This is a genomic window from Desulfitobacterium elongatum (genome assembly GCF_055378975.1).
Map to the genome: position 1 here is coordinate 2,898,292 of NZ_AP038772.1, position 12,215 is coordinate 2,910,506.

A 12,215-nucleotide genomic window follows, 5' to 3' on the forward strand; every position below is an offset into this window, starting at 1 on the left:
TATCGGGTTAATCATTTTGTTCAATGCTTTTGTAGAAGTTAAAGACCTACGAAAGCTTATTTTCTACTGAGGCACGAAATAAATCCGAACGATTATGGACTTCGAGTTTGTTATAAATATTCTTGATGTGAGATTTTGCGGTATTTATTGTGATTTTTAAATACTCCGAGATTTCCTGACGTGACATCCCCTGATTTAATAATGTAAGAATTTCCAGTTCGCGTTCAGTAAGCGCTTCATTTAACGAATTGAGGGTATTAACTGTTTCTGACTGGGTTTCTAATGTTGGAATTGCTTTGACAAAGGCTTGCAATAAACTTTTTTTAAATATAGATGAGACTTGATCAGTCCTGCGATCATATAAAATCTCATAGAGAAGCATTCCAATGGTATTTCCTTCATTTAAAAACACTCGAATATAGCCCTGCTTCGCGGCCAATTTAAGCGCTTCAATTAATTGGATCATAGCCTGTGATTTTTTCCTTAAGGCTTGAAAACAAATGACTTTTAAGACCATCATTTCTAAAAGTACAGATACAAGCTTTCCCTTATCGGCTTTCAAAGATAATTCGGACAATAGCTCCAGCGCCTCTTCCATCTTGTTTTCAGCCATCAAAATTCTAACCCTAACACATTGCCAGCTTAGAAAATTAGTAATATCGAGTGCGGAAACTTTACTTGCTAATCTTTTTTCTATTTTCTCTGCTTGAAACACATTCCCGCGAACAAGAGCAAGCCGAGCCTGGCAAACTAAAACCTGTAAATCTACCCCCCGCGGAATAATGTTATTGTCAGCTATATAAACCGCCTTCATTATGAGCTCAGACGCTTCAGCATGCTTCTGTTGTGCCATAAGCAATTGCACTTGAGCAATATAGGCTTCGAGGAGCATATCAATATTTCCGGAAAGGGATAGTATTTTTATAGCTTTTCCTATATTGAAAGCCGCTTGCTCAATATTATTCCATTCCAATTGAACCCGTCCCAACCCGCTATATAGTCCACCGGCAAAACTATTGGTCGTGGAATCCTTTAAGGCCTGTTGATACGTCTCGACTGCATGCCTTAAATTTCCGTGAAGATATTGCATTAGACCAAGTTCATAACTGCAAAACAGAGAAACCTGAACAGATCCGTCCAATTCGGAAATAATTCTAGCCTGCATATACATTTTCTCTGCTTTTTCCAGACACCCAACGCGTTCATAAGATTCACCCAGGCTATGAAACAACAGACATTGCATCCACATGTTCTGGTTTGAAGATTCTTCAAATTCATCAAGCAGTTTATTGCAAAGCTGAATGCCTAAATCGTAATTCCCGCTTAATGACGCCCCCAGAGCTAGAATACATTCTGTCTCAATACGCGTATGTCCGGCTTTATCTTCTTCAAGGGGAAGCTCGTGAGTAAACCATTCAGAGCTATCCTTGGGGCACCCCAGGTAAATGAATGTCCAGGCAGCTAACTTGGAAAGGGCTTGATTGGCACGGATGGTTGCGGTTGGGATTTTTTTCAGCCACTTATAGATGGCATAGATATCCTGATGATAGGGAAGATTTCCAACGGATGATATCAAGTGAACGATGTAATCAATATCATTGGCACAGAGAGCCTGTTCAATTGCATCCGACATAAACCCATTTTTCTCAAACCACTTGCTTGCCCGTAGGTGTAGGTCGGTCTCCTGTAGGGGATGATATGCTTTAAAACGTTTTTGCAAGAAGTCTCTAAAGAAATGGTGATAACGGTACCAATCACCATCGTTGTCCAGCGGAATGATAAACAAATTCAGATGTTCGAGTTGTTCTATCAAGCTTTGGCTATGGTTTGTTTTTTTGATAGAGTCATATAAAGCAGAGTTAAAGCGATTAAAATTAGAGGTTTCGAGTAAAAAATTCGTGATTTCTTCAGTTAACCCGTCAAAAACCTCGGATAAAAGAAATTCTTCAATATAGCGATTGCCATATCGACTACCAGCTTTCGTTTTTCGGATATTTTCCCTTATGGACAAGGCCGAAAGCTGCAACCCTATAATCCAACCCTCAACATAATCCTGCAGAGCGGATATCTCTTCTGTAGATAGAGTTAATCCCATTTTCTCATTGAGGAAGATAGACGCTTCTTCATGACTAAACATTAGGTCGCTTGCCGTCAATTCCAGCAATTGATTCCTGGCTCGTAAACGGGCCAAGGGGAGCTGCGGTGTTACCTGTGTAGAAATGACAAGGTGGATTTCCGAAGGAATCAGGTCGATTAAAAAAGATAGGGATTTATGAATCTCTTTATTGTGTATGAGGTGATAGTTATCAAAAACAAGCACATAATGTTTTTGTGCCGAAGAAGGTTGAGCGACAATGCGTGAAAGGTAATTAATTAACACCGTCAAAAATTGTTCAATCGATTTTGAGTGAATCAACTGAAGGCTTGGATAAACGTCCTCTTTGATGCCTTTCCAAATTGAATCCATAGCAGTCAGTATATGTGCCCAAAAAAGAGAAGGATCATTATCAATTTCATTTACAGTGAACCAGACAATATCCTTCTGAGGTAGTTTTTGCTTTTTTAAGCCATTGCACCAATCGGCCAAAAGAATAGTTTTTCCGTATCCAGCCGCCGCTGAAACGAGAATTAGTTTATAATTGAAACCTTCGTGAAGGCGTTCCAGCAACTGAGGACGCTTCACAAAGTTAGGAGGCAATGTGGGTAAATGTAACTTTGAAAAAATCAGATTCTCGTTAGCTACTACATAATTGGATTCGTTGCTCGATTTTTCACAAGACATTTTCCGTCCTCCTAACTGGCTTCTAAATAATTTAACCTTAACAGGAATTCTATGAATGCATAGGATGCTCGAGTGGGAATGCTATTAAATTGTTTTATTAATTCGACGTGTTAATAAGATATCCTTTTGCTGGTTTCACAAAGAATAGGTGTTGAGTTTGTCCTGGATATACTCTTCTGAAATTGTGATTTTCCATTTTGTGGCAGTTAAAAACACCAAGAATATCCTATTATATAACGGAAAAGGAGGGATGACCGATGTTATTTTTTGGTTGCGGTGTTGCTATCGTCGTTGTTGCTATTCTTATGCTTATTGCCCTGGGGCTTGTATTCTAGATTTAATTTCCTAAAAATCGAATACGACCAGGCTAGAAAGGCCTGGTCTTGTCAATTAACACCCTGTGCTTTACAAAGCCATATCATGTGGTCAAAACCAGGTCCCCAATAGTCCTTTACCACTTTATAGGGTTCTCCAAATTTCCTTAACCATCTCTTCTGCGCACGTTTGTAGCCACTGTCTAGACAGAATTGCTCTATCCTTTGTTCAGAAAGGTAGGTTACCAAAGCATGAATCAATGCTGAACCTACACCTTGTCCTTGAAAACTTGGCAAGACGTATAAGCTGCCCAGTTCACCTATCCCATCAAGCTGATTTTCGGTACATTTTTTTATATCCTCACCACAGGGCGCAAAAGAGATCGTGCCAACAACAGTCTCCTCGAGTTTTGCAAGAAGAAAATAGGGTTTTGAATCCGTTGGGGTCATTGAGACGTCAAGCAAATGCTTCTTGTGCTCAATTTCCCTATGAATATCTTCTTTCAAAAGCCCAAGTCCCTCTTTTTCATAAGCATCAGGAATTGATGCTTCAAAAACCTGATAGGCTGCTTTAATGTCGGCTTGAGTGGGATTGCTTATTATTAAATTTTCGATTCTGATGTCCTCCCCTCTTTTCCTTCAGTATATATAAATTTCTAAACGTTTTAAATGAAATTTTATTCCTATTGAATATGAAACACTAGAAAATAGGCAAACCTTAACTGGAACTCTGTTCCCGATAAATACTAAAGGGATCCAAAGCACTTATCCGATTAATAAATCGTTCTTCAAACGAGTAAGGGAAGATATTCAAGCTCGTTTCATTGTCTCCTGAGAATTCTTCGATGTAGAATTCAGTTGTCACAAACCCTTGCTGACTCATGATTTCGAGGGTGACCAAGACACCCTTTTGACGTTGTCCTTTGTTCTGAAGCGTTTGGATAGGGTACCAGCAGTAGTCGTCGTCTAATATGACAAACTCGTTAAGTTCAAGTTTTTTAAACGTCTTCATACACTCCTTCATGTTCACCCGAGAACCGAAGGTTACTGGAAGGGCTTCTTCCTTGGAGTTAAGAAAGGTTATATTGACTCTTAAATTTTTAAAGGGCAACGGAAAACCCAGATAGACTTTTGAATCAACTAATCTTAAACAGGAGGATATTGCTGCAAGAGTTACAACACTTAGGCTTTGGTTTACTTTGTCAGCATCTATGATTTCAGGAACGGTCGGCAGCCTTCCCACTTTACTTGTAGTTTTCAGGTTGCCAAAAATCTTAAAAATAAAATAGAAGGTGAGAGAAAGTGAAAGGACTAAACCGCAGATGAGGTAAATGATTTCCTTATAGGGCCTATTTGAAACCATGTGGTCAAAAGCCATGGTGGTCCATACTAGAATACAGAACCCTAAGGCTATCTGAGCAAATCGAATAATGATGTTCGAAAAATCATGTTTCTCGTTAAGTATTTGCTCATAGAGTATAAATTTACGAAAGACTTCCTTCCCAATGGTGCCTTTCTCTAAAAATATATTTTTCTCGTAGGGCAAAGAAGCTAGGCTCCAGAGAATTTCACGACTACGCTGTACGTTATGTTGGCTATTCATAGAAATGAAAATGGACATGAGCCCGACTAAGGAAAAAATCCCCGACGTAAAACTGAGGATAATCGTAAGTGTTGAACCTGACATATATTTGTCTTCCCCTTAAACGCTAATATCTACTATTTACGAAGTCATGTTTATTAGCATTTCCTCGGGAAAGGGATATCATCCCAAAGCTAGAAGATGGGTTATTTGGATATCTGAAATACACTTACAGTATGTACCAATAGAAAATGAAGTGACTTTACTTTATAATGAGCAAGTTGTAAATCGTCTAATTTATTAAGGAGGAGACATCTTGCTAAAATCTAAAAAGTTCCTCGTTATCGTGCTAGCTCTTGTTTTAGTCCTGGGAGGCGTCGGCGGAGGTTACTATTACTTAAATGCTGCTAAATTAGGATATTTAAAAGCCGAGTCTAAGGGGTTGGAAACAGTACTAACCACTTTAACTTCATATCAAGGTGATTTAGGGAAATCTCTTGAAATTTATAACACTCCTTTGACAACCAAACAGGAATTAACATTAGGCTTGGAAAGTAAAGAAATGAATGAGCAAATTCAAATGATTGCTCAAATCTTAAAAATGAGTAAGGTCGAGGTTGAGTCTTTTCAAGATATGAAGAATAACCAAAACTATGTAAAAGCAACCATCACTCCTGTTGGAGCACAGCCCGTTGTGATGGAATCTTTCTCCGACAAAGAAAAATCCGGATATGGAATTCCTGCTTTTTACAACAAGTATCTGTATGCGAATGTAGCAGATAGAGAAAAAATAAACAAAGAACTTGGACAAACCATTCCTTCTAGAAATATCAATCCAAATGATCTAGTCTCTGCATTAACCGTCAATAAAGCAGAAGTAGAAGCTATCGGGAAAGAATATGCAAAAATTTATGCTAACAGCATCAATCGTAAGCAAGTTGAGGCAAAAAGTACGGAAGAAGGCAAACAGTACACCGTAAATTTTGATGATAAACAAGGGGAGCAATTCCTCACCAATTTCACTACAAAATTAAAATCAGATGATAAGCTGGTTGATTTGATTTTCACTCACTATGAGAAAGTCACAAATGTCTATAAAAATGCGGGAGTTCCCCTTGAAAAACCCCAATCTAAAGAAACTATCAAAAAGGAAATCGGTGAATATGCTGATAACCTTGTTAAAGACATGGACGAAAAAGATAATAGTCTAAGAATGCTTATTATTGTTGACAAGAACGGTAATATCGTTCAAAGGAACATGTCCTCAAGCAATAATAGTCCCGAAGATACAGACATCGTTAAAATCTTCAACAAATCTACAGTCGATACTACAGATATCCGAGTTCTCGTAGAAACCAGTGATAAAGAAACTTCAGTTAATGAAAGATTCGATTTCAATTACACCTTAAAACCTGAAGGCGATAGTAAAAAAGGAGCTGTCACCGTACTTTCTAAAAGCACTAGTAAAGAAAATCCTAAAAACAGTGAAATAGCAGTAAACTTCACGACGACTAAAAAGGATAAGGCCCAAAAATTCGACTCAACGATCCTCGTTAAGTCCACTGAAAAAGGTATAGCTCAAACTTTCAATGGAGGATTTACCTTTAACCTTGAAGAGACAAGCGACAAAACTGCAAACTTCGACTATGCTGTTAAAGCAAACTTAAATGCTCAAACTATGCCTGATTTAAAGCTTGTTTTAAGTGGTAAAGGTGGCTACGAAGTAGGGAAGACGATGACCCTACCTACAGTTAATGAAACCAATGCCGTTAACTTAGGTACGATTACAAAGGCAGACATGGAGAAAATCCAAGAAGAATTAGGCAAAGGGTTTGGCAATTATGTCATGAATAACCCTGTAATTCTTCAAAGTGTACTTGCAGGCATGTTATCTTAGTCTGAACAATGGGGCCGTGGTAAAACTTGATTTTCCTATAAAACAGATTAGTCCGTACCACTTCAACTTGGTACGGACTATTATTATGCGTGGTATCCCCTACTGAAGATCATTTTTTCTTCTGTTGAATTCCTCGGTATCAATTTCACCTTTAGCATAACGCTCTCTGAGAATAGTGAGCGCATTGTCGTTTTCGTACTTTGTTTCCTTAAGTACTTTTGATTTTTTTGAGTGGAAAACTTTATACAATACAACGATTATCACGATAAAGAAGAGCGCTTGTAGCAACATACATCCTAATCCGAACCACGGATGTGCACCATAACCATAACCGTATCCATATCCGCCCATCATTGAATTTCCCCATCCCATCATCATCAATTCCTCCTTTGGTGTTATTCGCTTTCTAGAACTCGCTTACGCTCATTAAACTCTGCAGAATCGATCTCTCCATGTGCAAACCGCTCCTTCAAAATTTCAACGGCGTTTTTCTTCTGATTATCTTTATAATCGTTTTGGGTATGACGGTTATAATTTGTATCCCAGAAATAGAATGCAATCACCAGAAGAATAATCCAGCCAAACATCATGTTAATCTTCCTTTCTAAGGGGGCATTTAGTATTTAATCTATACATATCTTACACCTTAGTTATGAAAAACTCATGAATGGATTGTGAACTAGTTATGAAAACAAAGGCGAAAAGAGTCTTATAGCTTTCTTTTATGGGTACTCATCATGGAAACCCACCACGCGACATAGAAAAGCGAAAAGTAGAAGGAATCGAGCCAAGCCCCTGCCCAGGGTGTAAAAAAGGTTGTCGTCAGCCACACATCCATCGGCATAATTCCCCCCTGAACTTGGGAGGTTACAGGAATAACCCACACCGTTTTACGGATAAGTTCTGATATGACATAAATAATGATCGGACTACTCCCTAAGAGGATGAAGGGCTTAAACAGCGTAACATTCTTTCTTAAGTCAATGAAGACATAAAGCAGAGCAACAAGTAGATAGGCCAATCCTGATGTGAATAAGACATAGGTACTGGACCAAACATTTTTATTAATGGGAATCCACTGATCTAAGGTTGTGCCTAAGAGAAGCAATAATACCCCACCCCCAAAAAGGGTAAGATAGGCTTGGGTATTTTTCTTATACGAATGGGATAAGATTTGTCCTGCGGCAAGTCCAAAGAGTCCTGAGGCTATGGAGGAAAATGTGCCGAGAATTCCTTCCGGATCCCACTCGGGGGTATAGAGATGTCCTTTGAGGAATTGTAGATCAATCTTTTGTAGGAGATTCCCCTGTTCTGGCACGGGAGCAAAGTTAAAGATCCAGGCATAAAGCAGGATAATTCCAAAAGCCAAAGAGAATTCTAGGGAAAGCTTCTTAAGCTGAGAATGACTCATCAGCTTTTTAAGGAACAGATAAATCGAACCAGTGCACAAGTAAACAATCGCTAATCGTTGAAGGACCCCCGGGATACGAATAACACTCACATCATAGAGAGGGAAACCATTGAGTAAGAGACCCAAGAAAAACAGGCCAATACTCCGGAGGAATATATACTTCAAAATGGCAAAACCCGTGTCACCTCGTTCAATTCGTTTATTGATCGCAAAGGGGACCGCTGTCCCCATAATGAGGATAAAGAACGGAAAAGCTAGATCTGCTATAGTCCAACCATTCCACGCGGCATGCCTAAGTTGGGGATATACGCGTAACGGATTTCCAGGGTTATCTGCCATAAGCATTAAAGCAATGGCAATCCCTCGAAAGGCGTCCATGGACAGCAAACGAGTAATCCTTTGAGGACTTACGTTTTCGTTTATTTTCATAATTCTTCCTTATTCCTTGTCAAAAGGTTTAAGATCCTTTCAACGGCCCGAAGATCAATAAATCGGCTTTCTCTCAGAATTTCTTTGCCTTCATGGATGATTAGAATCGTCGGTACTGTGAAAACCAGGAATTGACCTGTAACTTCCACTAACTCATCGATATTGATTTGGGCTACCTTGATGAAGTGATCCTCTACTAGATTTAGCAGTTTCGGTAAAATAGCATGACAGACATTACAGTTTCTAGAGCTGAAGTAAAGGATATACGTTTTCTCTTCTGCCATTAATTTTGCTAGTTGTTCTTTGGTTTGAATAATAATATCAGGTTCATTTCTCATTTCTTATTTCTCCTATTCAAGACCTTGGGCTTGATTCCGTGGCCCTAAATTAACTTGCGCTTTTCAAAAGGTGCTTTCGCAAAGGTGTCGCTCACTAGGACATTATCTCAAGGCTTAGATTCTTATTTTCTTGAGTTGCTGCTTGTAACACGCTCTTTAGGGTACTCCCATACTCCCCTAATTGTTTATCGAGAAGGTCGGGGTTCAGCAAGCGGATCTGTGTTGGACTTCCTATAGTCGTCAAAAGATCCCAAAGTGCATCTAAATTTTCACCATAGTAATCTGGAAAATTCAATTTTTGTTTTAAATACAGATGCGTCGCCTTACGGGAAGTCATTTCTTTCCCATCTAGAGTGATATTTCTCATACCCATTCTCCCTATCTAATACAGGTTTTTAAACGTCTTGTAGTGGTCGTTCGTATAATAGATCAAACTATCATTAGAGTACAAAATCCGCTCGCTTCCTCGATACCCTCCCTGATAATTCACATCACACTCATACCACTGTCGGCCAGATTTCTTCGGTAGTAGCCCTTCATAATTACCAAACTTATCTCCCCCGATTGATTTCTTATCTGTAACCTTCCAGAGGTTTCCTTTGTCACTATCCCAGCCTAACGCGAGAGCCTCACTCTTGGTGATATAATTCGAGGGTAACTTATGATAGGTATGAATATATTCAGCTACCTCTTCAGTTTTTGAATACACCCCATTTTCTACAATCTTTTTAACGGTGATCCTAGCACCATCTGTAACTTTGCTCTCCTTTTGAGGAGTGGTAGTGCTACAACCGCTTATCGTTAGGACTAAAAGTAAAACTAAGATAAGTAAGGCAGTTATTTTCTTCTTCATCCGATTTCTCCTTTAAACTCCTAGAAAATATTACTACTTCCATAGTAATATAGTTTAAATCTGATCTCAACGGATGTATCGATCTATCCAATCCATGCACGGGTCAGTATTTTGGAGATAATCTTTAAACGTTACTTCAAACTAGATATCTGGCATGAACGAAGGAAGTGTATCATCGTCTATGAGCTCGTAATACTTAGTTAAACAATCCTTTATCACCCATGTATTCTTTAGGTCATTATATCGCATATCATCTTTATTGGTCGAACAAAACTCTCTAATTTTTGTCCCAGACTTAATCCTTTAATCCTGGGAATACTGAGATTATCCAGAGCTGATCTTCTCACTTTCAGTAAGTATCGTTCTTTCCCTCATTTTTGAACCGCCGTTTTTGAGCAAAACCTAAATCATGATATCGAGGAGAAGACGGAATGAAAAATATGAAACGTTTTACATTTTGGCTATATATCCTTTTAAGCGCGTCGATTATCCTTGCTTCATTCGAAGAGATTTATCAAATTAACTGGCTCTCTTTCGGTATGTCGATTCTCACGCTGATATTTATGTCCATACCGTTCCTTATTGAAAAGCGATTTAGATTAGAATTCCCCCGTGAATTCATAAGCGTTTTATTACTTTTTTTCTATGCGTCCATGTTCCTTGGAACGGCAAATCATTTCTTTGTCCGGTTTTGGTGGTGGGACAAAATGCTTCATGGTTTTTCAGGGCTAATATTTGCTAATCTCGGATTTTTGATTGCTATGTATCTGGATCGCGGCCAGAAGCTAGATTCTAAGTTCAGACGTATTTTAGTTGCTTTATTCGCCTTTTGTTTTGCTGTTGCTTCAGGGGCTATATGGGAAATCTATGAATATTCAATGGATCAAAGCTTTGGGACCCTTTATCAAGGGGTTGGTATCGACGATACCATGAGGGATATCATTCTCGATACTCTAGGGGCTTTACTATTTGCGCTATTCCTTTACTTTAAAGGAATAGGAGAACTCAAATTGATCTCTGAAGGGGAAGGGAAAACTGAACATTAATAACTTATTATTTATAAATTTCATAAAGTAGGACTCCATCATAAAGCCAAAAATTTCACCCTTGATTTCTTCTTTTGGAAACCATATTATGGTATAATTTAGTTCTATCACCATAGTATAGGGGAGGTTCTCGATGAAAATAGCGGATGGAGTAGAAATGCTGGAGATTTCAGCAGTGATTATGGGTGCGAAAAATACGATTTACCCTACCCTTTTCTGGGATTCTGAGACTGTCATCTTAGTTGACACAGGATATCCTGGACAACTGCCTCTTATCCGCCAGGAGATGCAAAAGGCTGGTGTCCCTCTTGAACGACTCAACCGAGTTATTATCACTCATCAAGACATTGACCATATAGGTTGTTTACCTAATATTGTCGAGGAAGCTTCTCGAAAAGTTGAGGTCTTAGCTCATGAGCTTGAAAAGCCCTACATTCAGGGGGATAAACGATTACTTAAAATTACTCCTGAATCGATTAGGGCTGCAATGGAAGCTTTGCCACCTGAACTGCCAGAAGAGTTGCGTAAGGCCTTTAAAGCTCGGCTCGAAAACACACCTAAGGCGCAAGTGAATAGAACACTTGTTGATGGAGAGGAATTACCTTACTGTGGGGGGATTACTGTAATTCACACCCCCGGTCATATTCCAGGCCATATCTGCCTCTACCACAGCCAGAGTAAGACTCTTATCACTGGGGACGCCATGAACATTGTCGATGGTGAGTTAGTAGGAGCAAATCCTCAACATTCAAGTGATATGGACTCAGCCAAAACGTCTTTGAAAAAGCTCATACAGTATGATATTAAGGCTGTAATCTCCTATCATGGGGGCTTATATGTCAATAATCCCAACCAGCGGATCGCTGAATTGGTAAATGAATAGTGAAAAGGCATAGGAATGCTCATATGCACTCCTATGCCTTTTCCTTTTCCACTATAGACTCAACCGATCCTGAAGTTCTTTCCTCAATATATCCTTAGGAAAATATTGACCCGGGCATTCTGTCGCTGCTCCAGGGACTTCTCGATGTAACTCGATATCTTCGAGATTTAAATGGTAAGCTGCCATGAGGGACATGATCTTATCGATAAGGCCGTTGAACTGTGCATCTGGGACTTCCACGACTTGGCTAAAGTTCCCGACTAAGCAAATCCCGATTCCTAGAAAATTTCGATGTCCAGTAGCACAATGGGCCCCTGGTCTGTAAAGTGAGCGTCCCTCTTCACAGCGACCATCAGGTAGAATTACAAAGTGGTAGCCGATATCACTCCACCCTTTGGTGAGGTGCCACTCTCGTATCATGGCGGTATTTACAGGTAAGATGTCTTTCCCCCGGCGTACAGTGGTTGGGCTCGCGGAATGATGTATTACGATTTTCTGCCAGTCCATTTATTTGACCTCTCCTCTCACTTCTAGGACGGTTATGGCTTTGAGGTGGATTTCTTCCATGCCTTAACCCCCTTCCCCTCTTATTTACGTTCCTACTCTATGTCTTGTGATAAAGGAGGCGAGAGAGCTGCCAAAAAGGCAGCTTTTATAGTCACTGAATTATAGAAGGAGGG

13 protein-coding genes are annotated in these 12,215 nt (G+C 39.4%); 3 read left to right on the forward strand and 10 right to left on the reverse strand.

From position 1 onward, the window contains the following. Nucleotides 1-46: 46 nt before the first annotated feature. The 3 genes from ACZ42W_RS13500 to ACZ42W_RS13510 form a co-directional block, all read right to left on the reverse strand. The gene (locus ACZ42W_RS13500; RefSeq protein ID WP_464165871.1) at nucleotides 47-2,782 is read right to left on the reverse strand and encodes a LuxR C-terminal-related transcriptional regulator; all 2,736 of its coding nucleotides are present in this window, start codon (nucleotides 2,780-2,782) and stop codon (nucleotides 47-49) included. Nucleotides 2,783-3,168: 386 nt separating this feature from the next. Further along, nucleotides 3,169-3,603, reverse strand: a complete 435-nt coding sequence (locus ACZ42W_RS13505; RefSeq protein WP_464165872.1) for a GNAT family N-acetyltransferase — start codon at nucleotides 3,601-3,603, stop codon at nucleotides 3,169-3,171. A 211-nt stretch (nucleotides 3,604-3,814) separates the two neighbouring features. Continuing rightward, nucleotides 3,815-4,783 carry a hypothetical protein gene (locus tag ACZ42W_RS13510; RefSeq protein ID WP_464165873.1) on the reverse strand — a complete coding sequence of 323 codons (969 nt, stop codon included), beginning with the start codon at nucleotides 4,781-4,783 and terminating at the stop codon, nucleotides 3,815-3,817. A gap of 211 nt (nucleotides 4,784-4,994) precedes the next feature. On the opposite strand from ACZ42W_RS13510, the gene ACZ42W_RS13515 reads away from it, so the two are divergent. Continuing rightward, nucleotides 4,995-6,575, forward strand: a complete 1,581-nt coding sequence (locus ACZ42W_RS13515) for a hypothetical protein (RefSeq protein ID WP_464165874.1) — start codon at nucleotides 4,995-4,997, stop codon at nucleotides 6,573-6,575. A gap of 99 nt (nucleotides 6,576-6,674) precedes the next feature. Here ACZ42W_RS13515 and ACZ42W_RS13520 read toward each other — a convergent pair whose 3' ends face one another. The 6 genes from ACZ42W_RS13520 to ACZ42W_RS13545 all read right to left on the reverse strand — a co-directional run bounded on the left by ACZ42W_RS13520 (nucleotide 6,675) and on the right by ACZ42W_RS13545 (nucleotide 9,606). Further along, nucleotides 6,675-6,953: an SHOCT domain-containing protein gene (locus ACZ42W_RS13520; protein ID WP_464165875.1), complete on the reverse strand. Its 279-nt coding sequence runs from the start codon at nucleotides 6,951-6,953 to the stop codon at nucleotides 6,675-6,677. 17 nt (nucleotides 6,954-6,970) lie between these two features. Next, on the reverse strand, nucleotides 6,971-7,165 hold the full coding sequence (locus tag ACZ42W_RS13525) for an SHOCT domain-containing protein (protein ID WP_464165876.1): 195 nt from the start codon (nucleotides 7,163-7,165) through the stop codon (nucleotides 6,971-6,973). A gap of 119 nt (nucleotides 7,166-7,284) precedes the next feature. Next, nucleotides 7,285-8,415 carry an acyltransferase family protein gene (locus ACZ42W_RS13530; RefSeq protein ID WP_464165877.1) on the reverse strand — a complete coding sequence of 377 codons (1,131 nt, stop codon included), beginning with the start codon at nucleotides 8,413-8,415 and terminating at the stop codon, nucleotides 7,285-7,287. After that, nucleotides 8,412-8,753: a thioredoxin family protein gene (locus tag ACZ42W_RS13535; protein ID WP_464165878.1), complete on the reverse strand. Its 342-nt coding sequence runs from the start codon at nucleotides 8,751-8,753 to the stop codon at nucleotides 8,412-8,414. Before ACZ42W_RS13535 ends, ACZ42W_RS13530 begins: the two co-directional genes overlap by 4 nt. Nucleotides 8,754-8,847: 94 nt before the next feature. Beyond that, the gene (locus ACZ42W_RS13540; protein ID WP_464165879.1) at nucleotides 8,848-9,120 is read right to left on the reverse strand and encodes a barstar family protein; all 273 of its coding nucleotides are present in this window, start codon (nucleotides 9,118-9,120) and stop codon (nucleotides 8,848-8,850) included. 15 nt (nucleotides 9,121-9,135) lie between these two features. Further along, on the reverse strand, nucleotides 9,136-9,606 hold the full coding sequence (locus ACZ42W_RS13545; RefSeq protein ID WP_464165880.1) for a ribonuclease domain-containing protein: 471 nt from the start codon (nucleotides 9,604-9,606) through the stop codon (nucleotides 9,136-9,138). 431 nt (nucleotides 9,607-10,037) lie between these two features. Between ACZ42W_RS13545 and ACZ42W_RS13550 the strand changes: the two genes are divergently transcribed. Further along, entirely contained in the window at nucleotides 10,038-10,652 is a 615-nt protein-coding gene (locus ACZ42W_RS13550; RefSeq protein ID WP_464165881.1) for a DUF2238 domain-containing protein, read from the forward strand. A gap of 133 nt (nucleotides 10,653-10,785) precedes the next feature. Beyond that, nucleotides 10,786-11,535, forward strand: a complete 750-nt coding sequence (locus ACZ42W_RS13555) for an MBL fold metallo-hydrolase (protein WP_464165882.1) — start codon at nucleotides 10,786-10,788, stop codon at nucleotides 11,533-11,535. 51 nt (nucleotides 11,536-11,586) lie between these two features. Here ACZ42W_RS13555 and ACZ42W_RS13560 read toward each other — a convergent pair whose 3' ends face one another. After that, nucleotides 11,587-12,042, reverse strand: a complete 456-nt coding sequence (locus ACZ42W_RS13560) for an N-acetylmuramoyl-L-alanine amidase (protein WP_464165883.1) — start codon at nucleotides 12,040-12,042, stop codon at nucleotides 11,587-11,589. Between the last annotated feature and the right edge of the window lie 173 nt (nucleotides 12,043-12,215).